Origin of the sequence: Streptomyces sp. NBC_00539 (assembly GCF_036346105.1) — a bacterium.
GTDB lineage: Bacteria > Actinomycetota > Actinomycetes > Streptomycetales > Streptomycetaceae > Streptomyces.
Genome location: NZ_CP107811.1, coordinates 6231456 through 6255600, shown reverse-complemented (window position 1 = coordinate 6255600; position 24145 = coordinate 6231456). Strand labels below are relative to the sequence as shown.

Genomic DNA, 24145 nt, shown 5'->3' with positions numbered 1-24145 from the left:
TTCACTCCGTGGCGCACCCCGTGCCGGCCCACACCACCGCGCCGTTCCTCCAAACCCTCCCACCGTCTCCGCGTACCGGCGACCCGGCTTCCGCCCCCCGCGGCCATAAGCGAAGCGGCGGGATCGGATTCCACGCATAAGGACGCCTTCGACGCGGGTGCTGCGTTCTGCTGAACCCGACGGCCGCCCGGCGTCGCGGCCCCGCCCGGTGGGCACGCAGCACGCGTGACCCCTCTCGCCCTGCGCCCGGCGGCCCCGCACCGCGCCGCCTCCCGCCGTGCGCTGCTGGCCGGCTCGGTGGGCAACCTCGTCGAGTGGTACGAGTTCGGCGTCTACGGCTGCTTCGCGACCGTGATCGCGACCCACTTCTTCACCCCACCGGCCGAGGCGGCGGGTGGCGCCCCGGCGCTGATCGCCACGTACGCCTCTTTCGCCCTCGCGTTCTTCTTCCGCCCCGTGGGAGCGCTGCTGTTCGGGCGTCTCGGCGACCGTCTCGGCAGGCGGCCCGTCCTGGTGCTCGCCGTGAGCCTCATGACGCTGGCCACCACCTTGATCGGGCTGCTGCCCACCCGGGCCGTCATCGGTCCCGCCGCGCCCTGGCTCCTGACGCTGTTGCGCGTCCTGCAGGGGCTGTCGGCCGGCGGGGAGTTCGGGGGCGCCGTGTCGCTGATGACGGAATCCGCCCCGCCGGGCCGGCGCGGGCTCTACGGGGCGTGGCAGTCCTTCACCGTCGCCCTCGGGCTGCTGGCGGGAGCGGCGACGGCCGCCACCCTCGCCGGCGTCCTGCCCGAAGCCGCCCTCCGGGCGTGGGGGTGGCGGATCCCGTTCCTGCTGGCCCTGCCGCTCGGCGGGGCCGCCCTGTGGCTGCGTGCGGCCCTGGAGGAGCCGCCGCCGTCCGCGCCGGTCCCCGGCGGGGCAGCGCCACCCGGGCAGGGGCCCGTGCGTGCGGTCGCCCTCGCGGTCGCCCGGGTCATGGGCTGGTCGGCGGCCGGCTACACGTTCCTCGTCGTCCTGCCGTCCTACCTCCAGTCCGCGCTGGGCTCCTCGGCACGCGGGGCCCTGACCGCCACGGCTCTGGCGAACCTCGGTTTCGCGGCCTGCGTCCTGCCCGCCGGGCTGCTCAGCGACCGGATCGGGCGGCGCCCGGTCATGCTCGGCGGGGCCCTGGGCGTCGTGCTGCTGGCCTTCCCGCTGCTGCACCTGCTGCGGGACCCGGGGCTCTCCCCCGCTGCCCGGGCCGGCGCACTGCTGGCGGCGGGCGCGCTCGTCGGCCTGATGGCGGGGCCGGGACCGGCCATGCTCGCCGAGATGTTCCCGCGCGGCGTGCGCTGCACCGGGCTGGGGCTCGCCCACTCGCTGGCCAACGCGGTGTTCTCGGGCTGCGCCGGCCTCGTCATCACCGCCCTGATCGCGGCCACGGGGGACGCCTCGGTGCCCGCCTGGTACGCCGCTGCGGCGTGCGCCGTCAGCGCGCTCGCGCTGGCCACCCTGCGCGGCGACGGCCACGGGGAGCCGCTGCGATGAGGGTGATCGGCCTGATGTCGGGGACCTCGTACGACGCCGTCGACGCCGCGGCCGCCGATCTGAGCGCCGAGGACGGGACGCTGCGCCTGACACCGCTGGGGATGGTCGGCGAACCGTACCCCGACGACGTACGGGCCGCCCTGGCGGCCGCGCTGCCGCCCGCGGCGACCACGATGGCCGACGTCTGCCGCCTGGACACCCGCATCGGGCAGGCCTTCGCCCGGCTGGCGGTCCGCGCCGACCGGGAACTGTGCGGGGGCCGGGCGGAGTTGGTCGCCTCCCACGGCCAGACCGTGTACCACTGGACGCAGGACGGCCGGGTGAGCGGCACGCTCCAGCTCGGTGAGCCGGCCTGGATCGCGGAGGGCAGCGGCTGCCCCGTCGTCTCCGGGTTCCGCCCGCGCGACGTGGCGGCGGGCGGCCAGGGTGCGCCGCTGGTGAGCCTGGTCGACCTGATGCTGCTGCGCGGGCGGCCCGGTGTCCCGGCCGCGCTGAACATCGGCGGCATCGCGAACCTGACCGTCGTCCCCTCGGGCGGTGACCCCGTGGCCTTCGACACCGGCCCGGGCAACGCGCTGATCGACGCCGCGGTGCGGGAGGTGACAGGCGGGCGGCTGGCGTACGACGAGGACGGCGCCCTCGCGGCGGCCGGGCGGGTCCACGCCCCCTTGCTGGAACGGCTGCTGGCGGAGCCGTACTACCGGATGCCCTGGCCCAAGACGACCGGCAAGGAGCTCTTCCACCGCGACTACCTGCGGGGCACGGCGGCCGACCCGGCCTTCGCCGCTCTCCCGCCCGAGGACCTCATCGCCACGCTGACGCGTCTCACCGCCACCACGATCGCCGCCGCGCTGCGTCCGCTGGGGGCCACCGAGGTGTTCGCCTCGGGCGGGGGCGTCCGCAATCCGACGCTGACGGCGATGCTGCGCGCGGAACTGGGCCCCGCAGTGCTGCGCGGCTCGCAGGAGCTCGGCCTGCCGGCCGCCGCGAAGGAGGCCTACGCGTTCGCGGTGCTGGGATACCTCACGCTGCACGGGCTGCCGGGCAACGTGCCCGGATGCACGGGCGCCTCGGGGCCGCGCGTCCTGGGCTCGGTCACCCCGGGCCGCCGCCCCCTGCGGCTGCCCGCCGTCCCGTCACGCCCCCCGCACTCCCTGATCGTGCAGTGACCCCGCGTACGGGCCGGCGGACGGCCGGCTCGCGGCGGACGGCCGGCTCGGGGCGGGCGGGACGGCCCGGCGGGGCGAGAGCGCGCAGAAGCGCAGGCCGCCCAGGGGCAGCAGGTCGCCCCCGAGGCGGCGTGCGCGGCCCCCGCGCGCCCGCGCTCAGACGCGGCTGCCCGTCTGGTCGTGCCCCGTCCTGTGGAGCGGGGGACGGGCGCGCCAGGAGTTGGCGGGGTGGACGAGGGTCGAGTGGCGGTCCCAGTGGGCACGGCGGCGGTGATGGTGGTGCGGGTGTGCGTGGTGGTGGTGTTCGTGCACCGCCGGGGCGCTGCGGGCCAGCATGACCAGGGCGGTCGTGAGGGCCGCCAGTTCTCTGTGGTCCGGGTTGCCGCGGACCACCTGGATCCGGCGTATCACCAGGTCACCGGGAGGGTCTTGGGCCCGCGGATCAGGGCGCCCGGCTGCCACTCGATCTGCTCCGGCGGCACCGCCAGCTCCAGCCTCGGGTACCGGTCGAGCAGGGTGGCGACGATGATCTCGGACTCCATCCGGGCCAGCATCGAGCCGACGCAGTGGTGGGGCCCGTTGCCGAAGGCCATGTGGGCGATGGGGCCGCGGTCGAAGTCCAGCGCGTCCGGGTTCGGGAAGACGGCCGGGTCGCGGTTGGCCGCGAGGTACGAGGAGTAGACGACCTCCCCCTGCCGGATCAGTACCCCGCCCAGCTCGACGTCCCTCGTGGCGACCCGCGGGATGCCGACGCCGCTGCGGTGCGGGATGAAGCGCAGCAGTTCGTCGACGGCCTGCGGGATCATCTCCGGTTCGGCGCGCAGCCGGGCCATGTGCTCCGGATGGGTGAGCAGGGCGTAGATCATGTTGGCGCTGTTGTTGCGCACCGCGTGGGCGCCGCTCACCAGGATCGCGGTGGCGAGGGAGACGGCCTCCGCCTCGGTGATCTCCCCTTCGTCGGCGGCGGCCGCGAGGACGGCGGCGAGGTCCTCGCCCGGCTCGTCCGCCGCCTGCGCGCGGCGCAGCGCGAGGAGCGCGACGACGCTCTCGCGGACGGTCTTCATCGCGTCGGCGCTGCGTTCCGGGGCCGGACCCGGCGTCATGATCACGTTCGCCCAGGAGGTCATGCCCTCGCGCATGTCCCGCGGCATCCCGAGGAGGTCGGCGACGGCCGCGAGCGGGAAGGGACCGTGCAGGTGTTCCACGAGGTCGGCGGGTGAGCCGTGCTCCTCCATCCCGTCCAGGAGCCGGTCGGCGGTGGCCTGCACGGAGGGCCGCAGCCGCTGCATGCTCTTGCCGGTGAAGGCCCGCGCCACCACGCGGCGCATGTCGTTGAGGCGGGGCGGGTCGGCGTAGTTCAGTGACGCCTTCTGCGAGGCGATCGCGTGCGGCGAGGAGCTGGTGATCGTGCGCCCGACCAGTTCCTGCCTGCTGAAGCGCGGATCTGTCGTGGCGGCCTTGACGTCGGCGTAGCGCGCCATGAGCCAGGCGCTGCCCTCACCGAACGGCAGTTTCACCCGAGTGGCCCTGTCGTCCTGGAGCCGGGCGTGCAGGAACGGATCGAACTGCAGGCCTTCGAGGTCATCCAGGTTCCAGCAGTGCACCGGCCCCTCCGCAGGCGGGTCCGGACGCGTCCCAAGAGCCGTGTCGGGGTCTGTCGTCATGGTGGTCTCCCAGCCTTGATGTCACTCCAGGTAGGCGAATGCGCCGGGACTCCGGCTGACGATCCCTTCCCGGCACCGGCTCGCTCCGCTGCCTGTGGCTGCGACTGTCACCGCAATGGCGCACGTCGCCAGGCGGCGCGGATCCGACGAGCGGAACCGGCACGGGTCCGTGAGGCTTGGTCGGGAAAGGAAAGGAGAGCCGACTGTGGCGACTCTGTGCAGACCAACGGTGCACGTGCCCGAGCACGTGATCACCATGGAGCAGACCCTGGATCTGGCCCGGTCCGTTCACGCCGATCACCCGCAGCTCGACCTCGCGCTGCGCCTGATCCGGAACACCGGCGTCGCGAAGCGGCACATCGTGCGTCCCATCGAGGAGACCTTGCGGCACCCCGGCCTCGAACAACGCAATGCCGTCTACGAGGCGGAGGCCAAGGACCGGATACCGGCGGTGGTACGCGGGGCCCTCGATGACGCGCAGCTGCGTCCCGAGAACATCGATCTGATCATCTTCGTGTCGTGCACGGGCTTCCTGATGCCGTCGCTGACCGCCTGGATGATCAACTCGATGGGCTTCCGCACCGATACGAGACAGCTCCCCATCGCCCAGCTGGGCTGTGCGGCGGGCGGTGCGGCGGTGAACCGGGCGCACGACTTCTGCACCGCCTACCCGGCGGCGAACGCGTTGATCGTCTCCTGCGAGTTCTGCTCGCTCTGCTACCAGCCGAGCGACCTGGAGGTCGGCAACCTGCTCTCCAACGGCCTCTTCGGTGACGGCGTCGGCGCGGTCGTCGTCCGCGGCCGGGGCGGCACGGGCGTGGACCTCCACCGCAACGGGTCGTACATCATCCCGGAGACGGAGGACTGGATCATGTACGACGTCAAGGCCACCGGATTCCACTTCAAGCTCGACCGGCGCGTCCCGGGCACGATGGAACCGCTGGCCCCGTCACTCAAACGCCTCGCCCAGGCGCACGGGTGGAACGCCTCGGCGCTGGATTTCTACATCATCCACGCCGGTGGCCCGAGGATCCTGGACGACCTCAGCAAGTACCTCGGTGTGCCTGCCGAGGCATTCCGCTTCAGTCGGGCCACACTGACGGAATACGGCAACATCGCAAGCGCCGTGGTCCTGGACGCCCTGCGCCGGCTCTTCGACGAGAACGGCACCGCCCATGCCGCCAAGGGCATGCTCGCCGGGTTCGGGCCGGGCATCACCGCCGAGATCTCGATCGGGAGCTGGGTTTCGGATCCGGCGACCCCGTGAGGGAGGAATCCGAACGATGCTGAAGGACGGCCCCGCCACCTCTAGGCCACCCGTCACGCACTGGCCCGCCCTGGACCTGGACGGGGTCGACTTCGACCCCGTCCTCGCCGAGCTGATGCGCGCGGGGCCGATCACCCGCATCACACTCCCCAACGGGAGCGGATGGGCCTGGCTCGTCTGCCGGTACGACGACGTGCGGATGGTCACCAACGACCCCCGGTTCAGCCGCAAGCTGGTGATGGAGCACGACGTCACCCGTCTGGCCCCCCACTTCATCCCGGCCCCCGGGGCGGTCGGCATCGAAGACCCGCCCGACCACACGCGGCTGCGCCGCACCGTCGCCGCCGCGTTCACCACCGCCGGGGTGGAGCGCCTGCGGACCAGGGCGCAACACATGCTGGACGAGCTCGTCGACGCGATCCTGCGCGACGGGCCGCCCGCGGACCTCACGGAGCGACTGCTGGCGCCGTTCCCGCTCGCGGTGGTCTGCGAGCTGATGGGCGTTCCGGAGCAGGACCGCCCCAAGATGCACGAGTGGACCGCCAAGATCCTGTCCTCCGCCCAGGGCGCCGAGCGCAGCGAGCAGGCGAAGACGCAGATGTGCGCCTACCTGGGTGAGCGGCTGCGGGCCTGCCGCGGCGCCAGGGGCGAGGACGGCGGGGCCGACGGGGTGGGCGACGTCATCGGCATGCTCGCCGGGGCGGTCGCGGCCGGCGAGGTCACCGAGGAAGAGGCCGTCGGGCTGGCCCTGCTCCTGCAGATCGGTGGCGAGGCCGTCACCAACAACGTCGGCAACATGGTGTACGTCCTGCTCACCCGGCCGGATCTGATGGACGAGCTGCGCGCCTCGCCCGCCCTGCGGCCCACGGCCATCAACGAGCTCCTGCGTTACATCCCGCACCGCAACTCGGTCGGGCTGTCCCGGATCGCCCTCGAGGACGTCGAGGTCGCCGGCCAGGTCATCCGCGCCGGCGAGGCGGTGTACGTCTCCTACCTGGCCGCGAACCGGGACCCGGAGGTCTTCCCCGACCCCGACGAGATCCGGCCGGACCGCACGCCCAACGCGCACGTCTCCTTCGGCTACGGGCCGCACTTCTGCCCCGGCAACATGCTGGCCCGGCTGGAGTCCGAGCTGCTCGTGAACGCGCTGCTGGACCGTTTCCCCGACCCGCGGTTCGCGGTGCCGGTGGAGGAACTGGGCTGGCGGCCGGGGGCGCTGATCCGCGGACCCGAGGCGCTGCCGGTGACCTGGTCGTGACGGCGCACCTGGCCCGGCACGGACTGCTGGTGCCACCGGGACACGGCCGCACCCTGCACAGCGCCGCCCAGCAGGTCACCTTCAAGGTCACGGGCAAGGACTCACGGGTCGCCTCCAGCTTCGAGGTCGTCGTACCGCCCGGATTCGATGTCGGGGCGCACCTCCACACGCGCAGCGAGGAGCTGTTCTACGTCCTGGAGGGTGAACTCGACGTGATGGCGTTCGAGCCTCGCGTCCGTAGCGGCGACGACTGGCGACGCTGGGAGTCGCTCGACGGCCGCCAGGTCGTCCGGGCCACCCCGGGGACGGTCATCGTCGTACCGCCCGGCTGTCCGCACGCCTTCGCCAACCCCACGGGGGAACCGGCCCGGATGTTCTTCCAGGCCTCTCCCCCGCCCGACCACGAACGGTACTTCGAGGAGCTCCTCGAACTGCTCGACGCCAACCCCTCACCGGACGCCTCGGCCATCCGGGAACTGCGGGCCCGCTACGACATCGAGCAGCTGACACCGCTGCGCCACGGCCCGTCCTGATTGGCGGCCGGCCGACCGGCCGGCCCCTCGCGGCCGGGACACCGTTCCCCTTCCCACCCCTCACCACGCTCGGGAGACTCAATGCTGCGCACTCGCCGCACGCTTCGCACCGCGACGTACGCCCTGGCCGCCACGGTGGTCGCCTCCGCCTCGCTCGCGTCGGGCCCCGCCCAGGCCGCCGCCGAACCCCTGCCGTCCCACTGGTGCTACGTCAACGGCCAGGAAGCCCGTCCCGGGCCGGTGGTGGAGGGCACGGACGGACCCGACACCATCGTGTGCGAGAACGACGTCGAGAACGCCATCATCGACGGCAAGGGCGGCAACGACAACATCCGGGTGAAGGGCATGCTCATCGACGCCCAGGTGCTCGGCGGCGAAGGTGACGACACGCTGCAGGTCAACAACCTGTACCCGCGCAACGGCAACTCGACGGTGCGCGGCGGCCTGGGGAACGACACGATCATCACCGCCCTCGTCGTCGGCACGGCGGCCCACGGTGCCGCCGTGTACGGAGACCACGGCAACGACACCATCACCACCGGCAGCGTGATGGGCGCGCCGGGCGAGTACGAGCGCGGCGGCGGCCAGGTCTTCGGCAACGACGGCAACGACCTGATCCGCACGGGCAACGTCGACCTCGGCGGCCGGGTGCTCGGCGGCGCCGGCGACGACGTCATCGAGCCCAAGTCGGTGGGTTCGGAGTCCGCGGGCGTCATCCTGGGCGGCCCCGGTGACGACCGGGTCCGCGGCCAGAACGATTCCGTCCTGACCATCGGCCCCGGCTACGGACAGGTCGACGGCGGCATCGGCACCAACCACTGCAAGGTCAAGCACTTCTCGACCGGCGACCGGATCCGCAGCTCAATCGCGAACTGCCTCTGACCCCCTGGGCTGCCCGGGGCGACCGTGGCTCCGCTCCACCGACAGTCCCTCGGGCAGCATGAACCACGTCAGGACGGCTCCGGCGGCGAAGACCACGGCCGAAGCCGTGAAAGCGGCGTGACAGCCCTCCACGGCAGCCCGGCCCGCGGTGAGCGGTCCGGGCTGCCGGTGCGTCGCCAGGTAGCCGGCCGTCGCGGCGGCCGCGAAAGTGCTCATCAGCGCCGTGCCGACCGAGCCCCCGATCTGGCGCATCGAGTTGACGGTGGCGGAGCCGACTCCGGCCTCCCCGGGAGCGATGCCCGCCGTGGCGAGGTTCATGGCCGCCGCCGTCAGCAGTCCGACACCGAGGCCGGAGGCGATCTGGGCCGGCAGCACCTCGATCATGTAGGACCCGTCGACGGAGAGGCGGGTCAGCCATGCCATCCCGCCCGCCGCCAGCAGCATCCCGCCGGCGACACGCGTGCGCCCGCCGACCTTGCGCAACCGGGCCGAGCCGCTGCCCATCGCGCTGAACATGATCGCGCCGGACATCGGCAGGAATGCCAGACCGGTCATGGCCGGGCTGTAGCCCCGGGTGTGCTGGAGGTAGAACGTCAGGAACAGGAACACCCCGAAGGTGGCGACGCCGGCGATGAACATGGCCAGCAGTGCCGCGCCCCGCACCCGGTCGAGCACGATCCGCAGGGGCAGCAGGGGATGCGTGGAGCGGCCCTGCCACAGGGCGAAGGCGGCGATCAGCAGGACGCCGGCGCACAGGAAACCCCCGGCGCGCAGGGAGAGCCAGCCCTGGGAGCCCGCCCCGGCGAGCCCGTAGACGAGGCAGAAGACGCCCGTGGAGGCCAGGGCGGTGCCGGGCAGGTCCAGCCGGGTCCGGGTGGCGGCGGGCTGCGGCGGGAGCAGCAGGAGGGCCCCGAGCACGGCGGCGATGGCGAAGAGCACGTTCACGTAGAGGGTGGAGCGCCAGCTGAGGTGCTCGGTGAGCACCCCGCCCAGCAGCAGTCCCACCGCCCCGCCGGAGGAGGCCAGGGCCCCGAACACACCGAAGGCCCGCGCCCGTTCCGCGGGGGCGGTGAACGTGGTGGTGAGCAGCGAGAGGGCCGCGGGCGCCAGCAGGGCCGCGAACACGCCCTGGCAGGCGCGGGCGCCGACCAGCAGACCGAAAGTGGCCGCCGAGCCGCCGACCGCGGAGGACACCGCGAAACCGGCCTGGCCGATGATGAAGGCCCTGCGGCGCCCGAACAGGTCGGCGAGTCTGCCGCCGAGCAGCAGCAGGCTGCCGAAGGCCATGGCGTACGCGGTCACCACCCACTGGCGCTGGCCGTCGGAGAAGCCGATGTCGGCCTGGGCGGAGGGCAGGGCGATGTTCACGACCGTGGCGTCCAGGACGACCATGACCTGGGCGAGGCCGATCACCGCGAGGATCCACCAGCGGCGTGGATCGGGCCGCGGTGCGGCGTCGCGAGCGTCGGCGGCGGTGCTGGTTCCGGGACCGGTGGGTTCTGTGGACACGGTGGCACTCCATGGATTCCACTCGTACTGGCGGGCGGGTGTCTGCTTCGACAGTGGGCGAGCGGAGCCCCCGGGCCGGGCCCCTGCCCCGTTCGCCACGCCACGATGCCGTCCGGACGGACCAGCGCGGCGGGCCGGCGGGGCCGCGACCGGGGGCGCCGCGCCGACGGGTGGAACGGCGGGGCCGGGGCATCCCGTAGGCTCGGCGGATGGCGAAGTACTTCGATGTGCACCCCGAGAACCCCCAAGCGCGCACGATCGGCAACGTGGCCGACAGCATCCGCTCCGGCGCGCTCGTCGCGTACCCGACCGATTCCCTGTACGCACTGGGCTGCCAGCTCGGCAACCGTGACGGTCTCGACCGGATCCGCTCCATCCGCGACCTCGACGACCGGCACCACTTCACCCTGGTCTGCCAGAACTTCGCGCAGCTGGGGCAGTTCGTGCAGATCGACAACGACGTCTTCCGCGCGATCAAGGCGGCCACTCCGGGCAGCTACACCTTCATCCTGCCCGCCACCAAGGAAGTGCCGCGCCAGCTGCTGCACCCCAAGAAGAAGACGGTCGGTGTCCGCATCCCGGACCACACGGTCGTCCAGGCCCTGCTCGCGGAGATCGGCGAACCGCTGCTGTCCAGCAGCCTGCTGCTGCCCGACGAGGACGAGCCGATGACCCAGGGCTGGGAGATCAAGGAGCGGCTCGACCACGTCGTGGACATCGTCGTCGACTCGGGCGACTGCGGGACGAAGCCGACCACGGTCATCGACTTCTCGGGCGGCGGCGCCGAGATCGTCCGCTACGGCGCGGGCGACACGGACCGCTTCGAGTAGCCCGCCGCCGGGGGCGGTGGCCGGTGCCACGGCCCCTCAGCGGCTGCGTGGCCGGGGACCCAGTTTGATCCACTGCGCCGTGCTCGGCACCCCCCGGGCGCTCAGCAGGAACAGCATGTAGTACCCGGGCGGGGCGTCGGCCGCGCTGGGCGGGGTGTGCAGGGTGAGGGTGTCGCCGCCGGTGGCGGTCAGAGGCAGTTCCAGGTGGCGCTGGCTGGTGTTGACTGCGTGCGTCACGGTCGTCGGGGCCAGCAGGACGGCTCGCGCCACGTCCGCGGGGGTGGAGGTGCGGACCTGGAACTGCGCGTCGTAGGCGAGTTCGCCGCGCGGCGCCCGGTCGAGGGCGGGGCGGGGGCCGCGGTGCAGGTAGGGCGGCTCGTAGAGCTCGATGCTGCCGTCCATGCCGTCCGCGATGTCGGGGTCGTTGGCGATCTGCTGGAGTTCGTCACCGGTGACCATGACCCGTCCGTCGGGCATGACGAGGGCGTTGGAGTGGTAGCCGCGGGGCAGCCGCTGGGCCGGTCCCAGCTTCCAGTGACCCTGCGCGTCGCGCAGTTCGACCTGCCGGTACTTGAGGTCGGCCTTCGGGTTGAACGGCCCGTAGCCGTAGTTCCTGGTGTCGAGCGCCCCGTTGACGGTGAGCAGGGTGGCGTCCGGGAGGATCAGGGTGTCGTCCTGGGTGCGGCCGAACGCCCGGGGGGTGTCGGTGCGCCAGGCTCCGCCGGACAGCCGGTACGTGGACGGGTCGAGCGGGTCGCCGCCGAGCACCAGCACGGAGTCCGGACCGCGCAGACCCGCGGGCAGGGGTACCGCCGAGCCGTAGCCGCGGAAGCCGGCGGGCCGCCGGGGCAGATCGGTCCGGGTCTCCTTGACCGGGTCGAACACCCACTGCTGGTCGGCGTCGCGGCCCAGACCGTAGATCATGCCGTCGCGCAGCGAGAACAGGTGCGGGTAGTCGTTGCGGAACGGGGCGTCCGCCGCGAACCGTTCCGCGGGGACGCCCGCCGGGATCTCGTACGGGCGCCAGGGCACCCGGTACCCGCGCGCCGGGAAGCGCTCGACCAGCGGGGTGGGGTGCCCGGTGCCGCGCTCGTCCTGCCCCGACATGATCAGCTGTCGGCCGTCGGCCCCGGTGACCACGGAGGGGTACCAGCGGCCCACCATCATGTCCCGGTTGCGGAACCAGGTCTCGGTCCACGGGTCGAAGACGAAGGAGAGCCTGGCCCCCGTACCGCCCTTGCCGCCGCCGTTGCCGCCGAAGACGCCGACCATGCCGTTGGGCAGGTAGGAGTGGCCCGCGCAGAAGAAGGGGGCGGGACGCGGGGCGTAGGTGCCGTCCGGCATCAGCACGGTCGGCGGGGGCACCTTCTTGAACGCCGTGGTGCCGGTGCCCTTGGCGGGGTCCCACAGGTAGGCGCGGCCGGCGTTGGTGCGGCCGAGGCGGTCGGTGGGACCGGTCTCCTTGGTGGGGTTGACCTCCACCCGTTCGAAGGAGAAGAGCAGCACCTTGCCGGTGGGCAGCTGGGCCACGTGCACACCGAAGTCGGGTGAGGGGAAGTAGTCCGTGAAGCGGCCGGAATCCGACGCGGTGAAGGCGGCGTTGAGCCGCCGCTGCGAGGCGCGCAGCGAGGCGAGGCCGGCGGTGCGCCTCGACTGGGGGTACTCGCGCATCGCGTCGGCGGCCTTCCTGCGGCCGGCGTGGGCGCGGGCGTGGTCCGCGCCGAGCACGGCGGCCTCGCCCGGCACGGAGCCCGCGTGGTGGGTGTCGTCGGGCGCGGGGGCCGAGGCGAGGACGGGCGTGGTGGTGGCGAGGACGGCGGAGGCGAGCAGCACCGTCGCGAGCAGGCGCAGGGACGGGACGGGCCGGTCCTCGAAGATCGCCCGGACAGGGTTCAGGACCATGGGACTCCTCGCAGCAACCGCCGACAAAGCGCCCATGGTAGAAGAAATTGGACAGTTGTCCGCGTGTGACCCGGCGGCATCCACGAACGGCCTCCGCCCGATGGGGTGGCGACGGCCGGGGTGGGTGGTCCTGTCACCACCCCGGATCCGGGTGCCAGGGGGATCGAAGCACCCGGCGGGCGCGGGCGACGATCTGAGCGTCCAGGAGATCCCAGGGGGAAGAGGAAGCAATGTCCTTGTTCAGGAAGTCCGCACGGTGGGCGGCGACCGCCCTGTGCGGCGTGCTGGCCGCCGCCGCCCTGCCGGCCACCACCGCGGGCGCCGCACCGGCGGGCGCCGCACAAGCGGGCGCCGCCCCCCGCGTACCGGACCGCTACCGGCACCAGCGGCTCGACTGGCATCCGTGCGCGACGGGCCCGCTGGAGTGCGCCACGATGACCGTGCCCCGGGACTGGTACCACCCCGGCTCCGGGCCGGACCTGCACGTGGAGGTCGACCGGCTCCGCGCGGCGGACCCGGCCGGACGCCGGGGCGTGCTCATGGTGGCGGCGGGCGGACCCGGCGCGTCGGGGCTGGGCCGCCCCGCGCGACTGGCCTCGTACAGCCCACGGCTGGCGGCCGCGTACGACATCGTCGGCTTCGATCAGCGCGGTGTCGGCGCGAGCACCCGTGTCACCTGCTCGGACCAGAGCGCCGTCGACGCCCTGTTCGGCAGCGGCGACCTGCGCGACCGGTCCCCCGGGGCCGTGCGACGGACAGTCGACCGGGCGCGGGGCTTCGTGCAGGACTGCCGGCGCCGCTCGGGCGACCTGCTGCCGTACATCACCACCGATCAGGCGGTGCACGACATGGACCTGTACCGGGAACTCCTGGGCGCCCGGAAGGTCTCGTACTACGGTCCCTCCTACGCGACGTTCCTCGGCGCGTACTACGCCACCGAGTTCCCGAGCCGCGTGGAGCGGGTGGTGCTCGACAGCAACGTGGACTTCACCGGTACCTGGCAGTCCTTCATGACCGGTCAGCCGATGAGCTTCCAGCGCAGGTTCGAGGAGGACTTCCTGCCCTGGCTCGCCGCGCACGACGCCACCTACCACCAGGGCGCCACCCCGGCCGAGGCCGGAGCCTCTTTCGAGCGGCTGCGGGCCGCCCTGGGCGCGCACCCCCTCGACCTCGGGGGAACGGTCGTCACGCCCAACCACCTCGATGCGGCCACGACGAACTCGCTCTACGACGCGGGGGACGGATTCGAGGGGCTCGCCGTGCTCCTCGGGGTCCTCAGCCACCCCGAGCAGGCTCCGGCGGACGTACGGGAGACAGTGGCGGCGCAGCTCGCGCACCCCCTGGGCGCCGACTTCGCCGCCGACTTCTTCTCGGTCACCTGCGGGGACACCCCGTGGACGCGGGACGCCCGTTACTGGGAGGAGCACAGCGCCGGGGCCACGCAGACCTATCCGCTGGCCGGAGCGCGCGAGCTCGCCTTCGCCTCAGTGTGCGCGAACTGGCCGCGCTCCCGGACGCCCCGCGTCGAGGTCACCGGCGAGGAGCTGCCCCCCGTGCTCATGCTGAACTCGACGAACGACCCGGCGACGTACTACGAGTCCGCGGTGCGCGCCCACCGCGGGCTGGCCGGCTCACGGCTGCTCACGGTGGACGGCGGTGACCACGGCCAGTTCCAGAACCACAACCCGTGCGTCGACTCCGCGGTCGAGGCCTACCTGCTCGACGGTGTGCTGCCCGCCGAGGGCGCCCGCTGCGCGGGTGTGCCGCTGCCGGAGCCGGCCGGCCGTCCCGGCGGCCACTGACGGGGGGCACTGACTGGGGGGACTGACGGCGGGCGCTGACGGCGGGCGTCGGCACCCGGCGGCGCTACCAGCGGACGGGAAGCCGGCTCACGCCCCTCATCAGGCTGCCCGCCAGCCAGGCCGGGGGGCCGCCTGCCGGGTCCTCGGCCAGGTCCGGGAAGCGCTCCAGCAGGCTCCGGATCGCGATGCGGCCCTCCATCCGGGCCAGCGGGGCACCGAGGCAGAAGTGCAGTCCGTGGCCGAAGGCGAGGTGGCCCTGGGGGGCCCGGTGGATGTCGAAGGCATCGGGCTCCCCGAACCGCCCGGGGTCGCGGTCGGCGCCCGCCAGCGAGACGAGGACGGTGTCCCCGGCCGGGATGACGACGCCGCCGATCTCCACGTCCTCACCGGCGTAGCGGAAGGTGGCGTTCTGCACGGGGCCGTCGTAGCGCAGCATCTCCTCGACCGCGCCGGGCAGCAGCCCGTCGAAGTCGGCGCGCAGCTCGGCGAGTTGACCGGGATGGGCGAGCAGGGCCCGTACGCCGTTGGAGATGAGGTTGACCGTGGTCTCGTGGCCGGCGACGAGCAGCAGGAAGGCCATCCCGATCAGCTCCTCCCCGGACAGGGAGTCACCGTCCTCGTCACGGGTACGGATCAGCGCGCTGAGCAGGTCCCCGCCCGGCGCCTTCGCCTTGAGCTCGACGAGCTCGGCGAGGTAGGCACTGAGCTGCTCGTGGGCGGCGCCCGCCGGAGCGCCCTGGGTGGGGGCGACGACCTCGTTGGACCAGTGCCGGAAGCGCTCGCGGTCCAGGTCGGGCACGCCGAGCAGTTCGCAGATCACCGTCATGGGCAGCGGGAACGCGAGTGCCTCGATCAGATCGGCGGAGCGCTCGGGCCGGGCGGCCATGGCGTCCAGCAGTTCGTCGGTGATCTCCTGGACGCGGGCCCGCATGGACTCCATGCGGCGCGCGGTGAACTCGCGCGCGACCAGGCGGCGCAGCCGGGTGTGGTGCGGCGGGTCGGATTCCAGCATGTTCGCGTTGGCCGCCGTCGCCGTGATCTCGGGGAACAGGCCGGTATCGCGCCAGTCCTTGAGCAGAGCGGGGTGGTTCAGGGCCTGACGGGCCTCTTCGTACCCCACGACCAGCCAGCTCGGCCCCGACACCCGGTCGTCCAGAACGACGTGGTGGACCGGTCCGCTGTCCCGCAGTTTCGCGTAGAAGGCATACGGGTCGGCATGGAAGTTCTGGGCCCCGGAACTGATGTCTACTACAGGCATCACTCCACAGTACGGCGGTCACGCTTCGCTGAACGCGCTGTTTCCGGCCAGTCGTCCGGGCCGGAATCACCGCCCGGCCGGCGCGTCCCCTTCGAAGGCCGCCCACGGCCCGAGGGCGAAGTCGTGGCCCCGGCGCCGGACTTCGACGGCGCCCGCTCCGCCGAAGTGCGCCGGTATCACCCATTCCCTTCGGTCGGCGGCTCCTTCGAGGATCCGGCGGCGGGTGGCCGCGGCCTGCGACGGGTCCAGGCAGAAGCAGCTGTTGTGTCCGGGGTTCAGGATCTGCACGGGGCTGTGCAGCAGATCGCCGACGAACACCGCACGGTCCCCGCCGGATTCGAGCCGCAGCACGCTGGATCCGGGCGTGTGACCGGGCGCGGACTCCAGGACGAGGTGCTCGTCGATACGGTGGACGCCCTCCCACAGCACGGCCTGCCCGGCACGGTGGACGGGCTCGACGCTGTCCTCGTACACGAGCCGGTCGTCCACCCTCTTGCCCTGCGCGTACCCGTTGCGCGGCCCGTAGTGGAAGTCGTCCGCGGCCGGGATCAGGTACCGGGCATTGGGGAAGGCCGGGGTCCACTCACCTTGCGCGCCGGTGGTGTTGCCGCCGACGTGATCACCGTGCACGTGCGTGTTGACGACGAGGTCCACGTCCTCGGGCCGGACCCCGGCCAGTGCCAGCCGGGCGAGGAGGTCGCCCCGCCAGTGATGGAACATCGGCGATCCGGGGCGCTCGCGCATGTCGCCGACCCCGGTGTCCACCAGTACGGTCCGTCCGGCGCTGCGCAGCACCCAGGTCTGCACCGCCATCACCACGCGGTCGCCCTGCGGGTCCCAGTGGTCGGGGGCGAGCGAGCCGGCGTTGTCCCGCCACACCTCGGGCCCGGCTGCGGGCACGATCTCGGAGGTGCGGGCGGCCGGCCCCTGCCACTCGACGACACGTGTGACCTCGACGTCCCCCAGCATGGTGCTCTGCTTGTTCTCGCTGCTCATGCCCCGACCCTATGAACGCGGCGTGAGCCCCTCAATGCGCTGATGGCTCATACGGATGCGCGAGGCTCTCGCCGCTGACGCCGGGGCTACGCTTTCGGCATGGACGTGGTGAGCGACGCGATATCGACCATCCGCATCGGACGGCCCTCCTCCCACCGGGTCCGGGTCACCGGAAGCTGGTGCACCCGCCTCGCCCCGTACGACGGTGCCGGCTTCCACGTCGTCGTGGAGGGAAGCTGTGTGCTGCTGCCCGACGACGGCGTGCCGGTGCCGCTCGGGGCGGGCGACGCGGTGCTGCTGCCGCACGGCGCCGGGCACGTCCTCGCCGACTCCCGTGCCGACGCGTCGGACCGGCGGCGCGCGGTGGCGTTCGAGGAATGGGCCGACGGGAAGCACCCGCGCCGGGGCGCCGCCGGCCCCGACGGGAATGCCGACGGGAGGGCCGTGGAGCTGCTGTGCGGGAAGTACCGGCTCGACCGCAGCCGGATGCACCCGCTCATGGGCGAACTGCCGACCGTCGTCCACCTGCCGAACAGGGTGGGAGCGCACCCGGAACTGCGCTTCGCCATCGACCTGTTGGGGCGTGAACTGGGCGGACAGCGGCCCGGCGCGGGGATCGCCGTCCCCGGGCTGCTCGACCTCCTGCTCGTCTACATGGTCCGGTCCTGGCTGGCCGACGCCGCGACCGGGGCGTGGCCCGCCGTACTGGGCGACCCCGTGACGGCCGCCGCCCTGCGGGCCCTGCACTCCGAGCCGGCCGCCCCGTGGACCAACGACCGCCTCGCCGCCGAAGCGGGCGTCTCGCGGGCCACGCTGGCCCGCCGGTTCACGGCACTGGTGGGCCGGCCGCCGATGGCGTACCTGACCTGGTGGCGGCTGACCTTCGCCGCGGCGCTGCTCCGCGACAGCGCGGACCCGCTGTCGGCGATCGCCCGCCGCTGCGGCTACGGGAGCCCGTACGCCTTCTCCGCCGCCTTCAACAGACAGTTCGGCACACCCCCGGGCCGCTAACGCGACCAGGCGCGGCCGGCCGGCGGTGCGCGGTGACGGGTACGCGTCCGGACGGCCCGGCGCAGCCCACGCCGTCACCGGGCGCGGGGTTCCGGCACCGAAAAGGAGGTGTGCGCGGCCTCCGGCTGCTGGCAGGCTGCGCCGGTGAACCGTGAACAGATCTCCCAGATCGCCCATGCCGACCACCCGATAAAGGCCCCGCTCGACGACGGGTCCGTACGCCGACTGCTGGACCGCGCGGTCCCCCGCGCCGACGCCCGAGTACTCGACCTCGGCTGCGGCACCGCGGAATGGCTGCTGCGCGCCCTGGACAACCACCCCCACCTGCATGCCGAGGGCGTCGACGTCTCGAAGGAGGCCTTGGCGCTCGCCGATCAGGCCGCGCACCGCCTCGGCGTCCGAGAACGCCTCGTGCTCCACCACATCCCGGCCGAGGACTTCGCCCCGGCGGAGCCGTTCGACCTCGTGCTCAGTGTCGGGGCCACGCACGCATTCGGCGGCTTGCTCCCCACCCTCGCCGCGGCCCGCAAGCACCTGACCCCCGGCGGCCGGGTCCTGGTCGGCGAGGGGTTCTGGGACCGCGAACCCTCCCCGGAGGCCGTCGGGATGCTCGGGGACTTCGCCGACCTTGCGACCACCGTGGACCGGGTCGTCGCCGACGGGTGGACACCCGTCTACGGGCACGTCAGCACGCGCAGTGAACTGGACGACTACGAGTGGTCCTGCTGGGGCTCGCTGGCGTCATGGGGCCTTGACCATCCTGCCGGTCCGGACGGCTCCCAGGCCCTCGAAACGGCCGGCGTCCGGCGCTCCGAGTGGCTGCGCGTCTACCGGGACACCTGGGGCTTCGTCTCCCTGATCCTGCGCCGGACGTCCGACTGACCCCACGAGGCACCGAGCCCCTTCAACCTGTGAACTCCCCGCCCCGCAAATGGCTTTGACGGTTCCATCTCTTGACGGTCCCGGTGGCGGGGAGCACAGTGGCGGGCGACATCGCTGTGAGAGCGCTCTCAAGGCGGTGTCACGGTCCGCACCTCCCCCCACCGCGCCCCCGAGGCGCACGCAGAGAGGGCACCCACCCATGCGTGAGACATCCCGCAGAAGGCGCCGCCCCGCCACCAGGCGTTCCGTCATCGCCACCCTGAGCACGATGGCGGTGGCGGTGGCGGCCGCTGCCGCCGTGGCCGTCACCCCGCCCGCGAACGCCGCCGCTCCCCCGGTCCCGGCCGGCTGGTCCCAGGTGTTCCTTGACGACTTCAACGGGACCGCCGGCTCCGGTGTGAACACCACCGACTGGCAGTACACGACCGGGCGCGGCTACCCGGGCGGCCCCACCGGCTTCGGGACCGGCGAGATCGAGACGATGACCGCGGACCCGGCCAACGTCTCGCTCGACGGCGCCGGCAACCTCCGGATCACCCCCCGCAGGGACGCGGCCGGCAACTGGACCTCGGCCCGCGTGGAGAGCAGGCGCTCCGACTTGCGGCCCCCGGCGGGCGGCACCCTGCGCACCGAGGCCCGGATACAGATGCCGAACGTCACGGGCGCCGCGGCGAAGGGGTACTGGCCGGCGTTCTGGATGCTCGGAGCCCCCTACCGGGGCAACTGGTGGAACTGGCCCGGCATCGGTGAGCTGGACATCATGGAGAACGTCCAGGGCCTCAACAACGAGTGGGCCACCATGCATTGCGGCACCAGCCCGGGCGGCCCCTGCAACGAGACCTCCGGCATCGGCGGCCAGCGCGCTTGCACCGGCACCACCTGCCAGGGCGGCTTCCACACCTACGCGGTGGAGTGGGACCGGTCCACGGCCGTGGAGGAGATGCGCTTCTACCTGGACGGCGTCAACTTCCACACCGTGAAGGCGAACCAGGTCGACGCCACCACCTGGACCAATGCGACGGACCACGGCTACTTCATCATCCTGAACGTCGCCATGGGCGGCGGCTTCCCCGACGCCTTCGGCGGCGGACCGGACGCCGGCACCGAGCCCGGCCACCCGATGGTGGTCGACTACGTCCTGGTACTCCAGAAGACGGGCACCACCACCCCGCCCACCACGCCCCCCACGACGCCGCCCTCCGGGGCGCGGAACGCCTACGCCGCCATCCAGGCGGAGTCGTACGACGACCAGGCGGGCACCGCCAAGGAGACCACCTCGGACACCGGCGGTGGCCAGGACCTCGCCTCGCTGGCGAACGGTGACTGGGCCGTGTACCGGGGCGTCGACTTCGGCGCGAGCGCGGCCCGCCAGTTCTACGGGCGGGTCGCGAGCGGCGCGGCGAGCGGGGTCAGCGGCCTCGTGGAGGTCCGCCTGGACAGCCGCACGAGCCCGCCGGTCGGCAGTTTCTCCGTCGCCGGCACCGGAGGCTGGCAGAGCTGGCGGACCGTCCCCGCGAACATCAGCGCCGTCACGGGCACCCACGACGTCTACCTCACCTTCACCAGCGGCCAGCCGGCCGACTTCGTGAACGTGAACTGGTTCGACTTCGGCCACTGAGCGGGCCGGGGCGCCGGGCGCCCCCGGCGGCAGGGGTTAACCTGCTGCGCGGCAAGTCAACCGCCGACGGCCACGCATGAGGAGCGCCCGTGCCCGAACAGCTTCGTGTTCCCGGGAACCGCCCCACCCTGGAGGCCGTGGCTGCACTGGCCGGGGTGTCCCGGGCCACGGTCTCCCGCGTCGTCAACGGCGGTGACGGGGTCCGCGCGCACCTGGCGGACAAGGTGCGGGAGGCCGTGCGCGAGCTCGGCTACGTACCGAACCACGCGGCCCGCACCCTGGTCACCCGGCGCACCGGGGCGGTCGCCGTGATCATCCCCGAACCGGAGGCACGGATCTTCTCCGACCCGTTCTTCTCCCGCCAGATACGCGGGATCAGCCGGGAACTGACCGCGCACGACGCCCAGTTGGTGCTGCTCCTGGTGGAGGACCGGGCGGACTACGACCGGATCGAACGGTACCTGGCGGGCGGCCACGTCGACGGGGCGCTCGCCTTCTCGCTGCACACCGACGACCCGCTGCCCGAGATCACCCGCCGGGTCGGCATGCCCACGGTCTACGGAGGCCGGCCGGGCTGGACGACCGGCCCCGACGACCCCTGCGCCGCCTACGTCGACGCCGACAACCGGGGCGGCGCGCGGGAGGCGGTGCGCCACCTGCTCGCCCGCGGCCGACGGCGCGTGGCGCACATCGCGGGCCCCCTCGACCAGACCTCGGCCGTCGACCGGCTCGACGGCTACCGGGACGTACTGGTGGGCGCCGACCCCGCGTTGGTGGCGGCGGGTGACTTCACCACGGCCGGCGGGGCCCGTGCGATGCGGGAGCTGCTGGGGCGCCGGCCGGGCCTGGACGCGGTGTTCGCCGCGAACGACCTGATGGCGACGGGGGCCCTCGCGGTGCTCCGGGAGCGGGGGCTCGACGTGCCCGGGGACGTGGCGGTGGTCGGCTTCGACGACACCGAGCGGGTGGCCGAGGCGGCGGAGCCGCCGCTGACGACGGTCCGCCAGGACGTGGAGGGGATGGGCCGCCTGATGGCGCGGCTGCTGCTGGGCACCCTGGGCGCGCTGGACACCCCGCCGGCGCCCCGGGCGGTGATCACGCCGACCGTACTGGTCCGCCGGGCCTCCGCCTGACGCCGCGGCCGGCGCCACCGGTCAGTACGACGCGGTGGTGCGGGCTTCGGCCCGGCCCGACTCCGCCGAGACGGTCAGGGTATACGGGGAGGCGGGGTCGCGCAGGGCCGGGGCGACCTCGCAGGTGCCCGAGCCCGCGCGTGCGTCGACGCGGAACCGGGTGGCCGGCGGAAAGGCGAGGTCGAGCCCGCCGGAGCCGACGCGGGCGGTGACGTCTTCGGGCGGGGCCAGGAAGGCGGCCAGCGCGTGGCCGGAGTCCGCCGCGATGTCGGCCCGCGCCGAGGCCAGACCGGTGGCGGTCAGGGCGCCGGAGCCGGCCCGGGCGCGCACCGCGCCGCGCAGGCCGACGAGGTTCAGGGTGCCGGAGTCGACGCTGGCGTCGACGGGGCCCGCCATGCCGCTGATGTCGACCCGGCCGGAGCCGGCGGACACCCGTACGGGGATGCCGGCCGGCACGGTCACCGCGAGCCGCACGTCGCAGCCGGGCCCCGGGCCCGGGCCGTCGGGACCTCCGCCGTCGCCGCCGTCGCCGGGGCAGCGCGCGGCCAGCCGCAGGGTGTCGCCGAGCCGGCTCTCCTCGACGACGGGCGGCCGGGCGGACCAGCCGAGCTCCGCCCGGTAGCCGACCACCCCGTCCGCGCGCGGGGTGACGGTGATGTCCGCGCTGCGGCCGGTGATCTCCAGCGCCCGCACCGGCGGTCCGCCGCTGTCGCCGGCCAGGACGCGGCTGTGCAGGGAGTGGTGCGTCCACGCCTGACGGCCCGCCGGTACGAGGACCAGCAACGCACCGGCCAGCGCCGCGAGGAGCCACGCCCGGCGGTGCTCCCGGCGAGCCGGGGCGGACGGCGCGCCGGGGGCGTCGGCGGGGGCGTCGGCGGAGGTCACGGGGTGCCGTCCAGGAAGCGCAGGACCGCGAGGACGCGGCGGTGGGCGCCTTCGGCCGGGGGCAGGTCCAGCTTGCTGAAGATGTTGTTGATGTGTTTGGCCACGGCGCTCTCGCTGACCACGAGTCCGGCCGCGATGCCCGCGTTGGAGCGGCCCTCGGCCATCAGGGCCAGCACCTCGCGTTCGCGCGGGGTCAGCCGCTCCAGCGGATCCGCTCCCCCGCCCCGGCGCAGCAGGAGCTGGGCGACGACCTGGGGGTCGAGTGCGGTGCCGCCGGCCGCGACCCGGCGCAGGGCGTCGATGAACTCCTCGACGTCGGCCACGCGTTGCTTGAGGAGGTAGCCGATGCCCGCGCCGTTCTCGCCCGACAGCAGGTCGGCGGCGTAGCGTTCCTCCACGTACTGCGAGAGCAGCAGGACGGCGGTGCCCGGGCTCTGGCTGCGGATCATCAGCGCCGCGCGGACTCCCTCGTCGGTGAAGCCCGGTGGCATGCGCACGTCGAGCAGCGCGAGGTCGGGCCGGTGTTCCTCGACGGCGGCGAGCACCGCTTCGGCGTCCCCGGCCTCGGCGGCCACCTCGAACCCCGCCATTTCGAGGACCTTGACGAGTCCTATGCGCAGCAGGACGGAGTCTTCGGCGATCACGGCACGCACGGCAGCTCCACGGTGATGACGGTCGGGCCCCCGAGAGGACTGTCGATCTTGATGGTTCCGTCGACCGACCCTACCCGCTTGCGCAGACCCCTCAGGCCGGTGCCGGAGCCCGGGTCGGCGCCGCCCGCCCCGTCGTCGGTGACGACGACGCGCAGCAGGTCCGTGCGGCCGCCGGGCACCCGCTGGGCCCGGACGGTGCAGCGCGCGGCTCCGGCGTGTTTGGCGACGTTGGCGAGGGCCTCGGAGACCACGAAGTACGCGACCGCCTCCACCGTCGGGTCCGGGCGTTCGGTGATGTCCACGGACAGTTCGACGGGCAGGGGGGCGCGGGCGGCGATCCCGGAGAGCGCGGCGTCGAGCCCGCGGTCCTCCAGCACGGCCGGGTGCAGGCCCCGTACCAGGCTGTTCAGCTCCTCGATGGCCTCCTTCGCCTCGCGGTGGGCCTCGTCGATCACGGCCCTGGCCTCGGGCGGCAGGTCCGGAAGGGTGGCGCGGGCGATCCCGAGGTTCATGGCGAGGGAGACCAGGCGCTGTTGGGCGCCGTCGTGCAAGTCCCGTTCGATACGACGGCGTTCGAGGTCGGCGGCGTCGAGTACGCCGGCCCGGCTCTGGGCGAGGTCCTCGACGCGGCGCAGCAACTCGCCGGCGCGGCTGGGGCCGAGGAGCGCCGATGCGGCGAGTGCGTCGAGACGGGCGACGAGGGCGGCCGCCCAGGGGGCCGCGAGCACGGCCAGAGCGCCCGCAACGGTGACCACGTCGCACTGCCCGGTCCAGCCGGGGGCGCCCGTTCCGCCGGGGCCGGGCAGCAGCCAGACCCATCCGTAGACGGTGGCGCCGACGGCACCCGCCGCCCAGGCGAGGACGACGGCGGCGCCCGCCAGCGCGGTGAGGGGACCGACGATGAGGTGGTACCCGTACTGCCGCAACATCGCCCCGGAGCCCAGCCGCTCGCCCGCCCCGCGCGGGGTCCACCACCGGTGCTCGCGCACGACCGGCGGAACGTGGAGGCCGAGCAGCGACCGGAAGCGGCTGCGCTGGAGCGGCGTGAGCAGGGGGCACAGCACGAGCGCGGCGAGCGCGGCAGCCAGCGGTACGGGCCCGTCCCCGGGGAGGACCGACAGGACCGTGACCCCGGCGAGGACGGGCAGCGCGGGCGGGATGGCGGCTGCCGCGAAGGCGGTGTTGCGCCAGGCCCACGCCGACCACGGGGCGTGGGCGGCGAACCAGGTGGAGGTACGCCTCAGCGCGCCGCGAAGTGCCATGACCCGTACGGTAATCGCACTGCTCAGGACGTGCGCCCACCCTGGTACCCGCTCGGGGGTGGTACGGGCACCACCCCGGGTTCGGACCGGGGGGCTACTGATCTTCG

At 73.5% G+C, this 24145-nt stretch carries 21 protein-coding genes; 12 read left to right on the top strand and 9 right to left on the bottom strand.

The genetic code is table 11. The features are described 5' to 3' along the window. The first annotated feature begins 225 nt into the window (after positions 1-225). Together OG861_RS28240 and OG861_RS28235 are read left to right on the top strand one after the other, a co-directional pair. On the top strand, positions 226-1524 hold the full coding sequence (locus OG861_RS28240; RefSeq protein ID WP_329192798.1) for an MFS transporter: 1299 nt from the start codon (positions 226-228) through the stop codon (positions 1522-1524). After that, positions 1521-2693, top strand: a complete 1173-nt coding sequence (locus tag OG861_RS28235; RefSeq protein ID WP_329192800.1) for an anhydro-N-acetylmuramic acid kinase — start codon at positions 1521-1523, stop codon at positions 2691-2693. The genes OG861_RS28240 and OG861_RS28235 overlap by 4 nt, the downstream gene beginning before the upstream one ends. Before the next feature lie 156 nt (positions 2694-2849). On the opposite strand, the gene OG861_RS28230 is transcribed toward OG861_RS28235, so the two are convergent. Then, a complete protein-coding gene (locus OG861_RS28230; RefSeq protein WP_329192801.1) occupies positions 2850-3104 on the bottom strand; it encodes an acyl-CoA carboxylase epsilon subunit in 255 nt (84 codons plus the stop codon). Beyond that, entirely contained in the window at positions 3101-4357 is a 1257-nt protein-coding gene (locus tag OG861_RS28225) for a cytochrome P450 (RefSeq protein ID WP_330261895.1), read from the bottom strand. The genes OG861_RS28230 and OG861_RS28225 overlap by 4 nt, the downstream gene beginning before the upstream one ends. A gap of 205 nt (positions 4358-4562) precedes the next feature. On the opposite strand from OG861_RS28225, the gene OG861_RS28220 reads away from it, so the two are divergent. From OG861_RS28220 to OG861_RS28205, 4 genes are all read left to right on the top strand, one after another. Beyond that, positions 4563-5624, top strand: a complete 1062-nt coding sequence (locus OG861_RS28220; protein WP_329192803.1) for a type III polyketide synthase — start codon at positions 4563-4565, stop codon at positions 5622-5624. Between the two features lie 16 nt (positions 5625-5640). Further along, positions 5641-6882, top strand: a complete 1242-nt coding sequence (locus OG861_RS28215) for a cytochrome P450 (RefSeq protein ID WP_329192804.1) — start codon at positions 5641-5643, stop codon at positions 6880-6882. After that, entirely contained in the window at positions 6879-7415 is a 537-nt protein-coding gene (locus OG861_RS28210) for a cupin domain-containing protein (protein WP_329192806.1), read from the top strand. Before OG861_RS28215 ends, OG861_RS28210 begins: the two co-directional genes overlap by 4 nt. Before the next feature lie 81 nt (positions 7416-7496). Continuing rightward, complete coding sequence (locus OG861_RS28205; protein WP_329192807.1) at positions 7497-8297, top strand: hypothetical protein; 801 nt, start codon at positions 7497-7499, stop codon at positions 8295-8297. On the opposite strand, the gene OG861_RS28200 is transcribed toward OG861_RS28205, so the two are convergent. After that, the gene (locus OG861_RS28200) at positions 8277-9806 is read right to left on the bottom strand and encodes an MFS transporter (protein ID WP_329192808.1); all 1530 of its coding nucleotides are present in this window, start codon (positions 9804-9806) and stop codon (positions 8277-8279) included. The two genes, OG861_RS28205 and OG861_RS28200, sit on opposite strands and share 21 nt — an antisense overlap. 209 nt (positions 9807-10015) lie before the next feature. Here OG861_RS28200 and OG861_RS28195 point away from each other — a divergent pair, with 209 nt between their 5' ends. After that, positions 10016-10636 carry an L-threonylcarbamoyladenylate synthase gene (locus tag OG861_RS28195; protein ID WP_329192809.1) on the top strand — a complete coding sequence of 207 codons (621 nt, stop codon included), beginning with the start codon at positions 10016-10018 and terminating at the stop codon, positions 10634-10636. Between the two features lie 36 nt (positions 10637-10672). Here the strand turns inward: OG861_RS28195 and OG861_RS28190 are convergent, their stop codons facing one another. After that, complete coding sequence (locus OG861_RS28190; protein WP_329192811.1) at positions 10673-12538, bottom strand: galactose oxidase early set domain-containing protein; 1866 nt, start codon at positions 12536-12538, stop codon at positions 10673-10675. Between the two features lie 230 nt (positions 12539-12768). On the opposite strand from OG861_RS28190, the gene OG861_RS28185 reads away from it, so the two are divergent. Then, positions 12769-14340, top strand: a complete 1572-nt coding sequence (locus OG861_RS28185) for an alpha/beta hydrolase (protein WP_329192813.1) — start codon at positions 12769-12771, stop codon at positions 14338-14340. Between the two features lie 64 nt (positions 14341-14404). Here the strand turns inward: OG861_RS28185 and OG861_RS28180 are convergent, their stop codons facing one another. Both OG861_RS28180 and OG861_RS28175 read right to left on the bottom strand, forming a co-directional pair. Beyond that, positions 14405-15598, bottom strand: coding sequence for a cytochrome P450 family protein (locus OG861_RS28180; RefSeq protein WP_329192815.1), 1194 nt, complete (start codon positions 15596-15598; stop codon positions 14405-14407). Positions 15599-15664: 66 nt separating this feature from the next. Then, positions 15665-16594, bottom strand: a complete 930-nt coding sequence (locus tag OG861_RS28175) for an MBL fold metallo-hydrolase (RefSeq protein ID WP_329192816.1) — start codon at positions 16592-16594, stop codon at positions 15665-15667. A 99-nt stretch (positions 16595-16693) separates the two neighbouring features. Between OG861_RS28175 and OG861_RS28170 the strand changes: the two genes are divergently transcribed. The 4 genes from OG861_RS28170 (at position 16694) to OG861_RS28155 (ending at position 21238) form a co-directional block, all read left to right on the top strand. Continuing rightward, positions 16694-17605 carry an AraC family transcriptional regulator gene (locus OG861_RS28170; protein WP_329192818.1) on the top strand — a complete coding sequence of 304 codons (912 nt, stop codon included), beginning with the start codon at positions 16694-16696 and terminating at the stop codon, positions 17603-17605. A gap of 144 nt (positions 17606-17749) precedes the next feature. After that, the gene (locus tag OG861_RS28165; RefSeq protein WP_329192820.1) at positions 17750-18487 is read left to right on the top strand and encodes an SAM-dependent methyltransferase; all 738 of its coding nucleotides are present in this window, start codon (positions 17750-17752) and stop codon (positions 18485-18487) included. A gap of 199 nt (positions 18488-18686) precedes the next feature. Continuing rightward, positions 18687-20105, top strand: coding sequence for a glycoside hydrolase family 16 protein (locus tag OG861_RS28160; RefSeq protein ID WP_329192822.1), 1419 nt, complete (start codon positions 18687-18689; stop codon positions 20103-20105). Between the two features lie 89 nt (positions 20106-20194). Continuing rightward, the gene (locus tag OG861_RS28155; protein WP_329192823.1) at positions 20195-21238 is read left to right on the top strand and encodes a LacI family DNA-binding transcriptional regulator; all 1044 of its coding nucleotides are present in this window, start codon (positions 20195-20197) and stop codon (positions 21236-21238) included. Positions 21239-21259: 21 nt separating this feature from the next. Here the strand turns inward: OG861_RS28155 and OG861_RS28150 are convergent, their stop codons facing one another. The 3 genes from OG861_RS28150 to OG861_RS28140 are packed head-to-tail and all read right to left on the bottom strand — an operon-like array spanning position 21260 to position 24038. After that, the gene (locus OG861_RS28150) at positions 21260-22123 is read right to left on the bottom strand and encodes a hypothetical protein (protein WP_329192825.1); all 864 of its coding nucleotides are present in this window, start codon (positions 22121-22123) and stop codon (positions 21260-21262) included. Beyond that, a complete protein-coding gene (locus OG861_RS28145; protein WP_330261894.1) occupies positions 22120-22776 on the bottom strand; it encodes a response regulator transcription factor in 657 nt (218 codons plus the stop codon). The genes OG861_RS28150 and OG861_RS28145 overlap by 4 nt, the downstream gene beginning before the upstream one ends. Next, on the bottom strand, positions 22764-24038 hold the full coding sequence (locus OG861_RS28140) for a sensor histidine kinase (protein ID WP_329192828.1): 1275 nt from the start codon (positions 24036-24038) through the stop codon (positions 22764-22766). Before OG861_RS28140 ends, OG861_RS28145 begins: the two co-directional genes overlap by 13 nt. Between the last annotated feature and the right edge of the window lie 107 nt (positions 24039-24145).

Coding starts and splice junctions, on each gene's coding strand:
- OG861_RS28235 (WP_329192800.1), top strand. CDS start 1,521: ATGAGGGTGATCGGCCTGATGTCGGGGACCTCGTACGACGCCGTCGAC.
- OG861_RS28225 (WP_330261895.1), bottom strand. CDS start 4,357: ATGACGACAGACCCCGACACGGCTCTTGGGACGCGTCCGGACCCGCCT.
- OG861_RS28215 (WP_329192804.1), top strand. CDS start 5,641: ATGCTGAAGGACGGCCCCGCCACCTCTAGGCCACCCGTCACGCACTGG.
- OG861_RS28205 (WP_329192807.1), top strand. CDS start 7,497: ATGCTGCGCACTCGCCGCACGCTTCGCACCGCGACGTACGCCCTGGCC.
- OG861_RS28195 (WP_329192809.1), top strand. CDS start 10,016: ATGGCGAAGTACTTCGATGTGCACCCCGAGAACCCCCAAGCGCGCACG.
- OG861_RS28190 (WP_329192811.1), bottom strand. CDS start 12,538: ATGGTCCTGAACCCTGTCCGGGCGATCTTCGAGGACCGGCCCGTCCCG.
- OG861_RS28185 (WP_329192813.1), top strand. CDS start 12,769: ATGTCCTTGTTCAGGAAGTCCGCACGGTGGGCGGCGACCGCCCTGTGC.
- OG861_RS28180 (WP_329192815.1), bottom strand. CDS start 15,598: ATGCCTGTAGTAGACATCAGTTCCGGGGCCCAGAACTTCCATGCCGAC.
- OG861_RS28175 (WP_329192816.1), bottom strand. CDS start 16,594: ATGAGCAGCGAGAACAAGCAGAGCACCATGCTGGGGGACGTCGAGGTC.
- OG861_RS28170 (WP_329192818.1), top strand. CDS start 16,694: ATGGACGTGGTGAGCGACGCGATATCGACCATCCGCATCGGACGGCCC.
- OG861_RS28160 (WP_329192822.1), top strand. CDS start 18,687: ATGCGTGAGACATCCCGCAGAAGGCGCCGCCCCGCCACCAGGCGTTCC.
- OG861_RS28140 (WP_329192828.1), bottom strand. CDS start 24,038: ATGGCACTTCGCGGCGCGCTGAGGCGTACCTCCACCTGGTTCGCCGCC.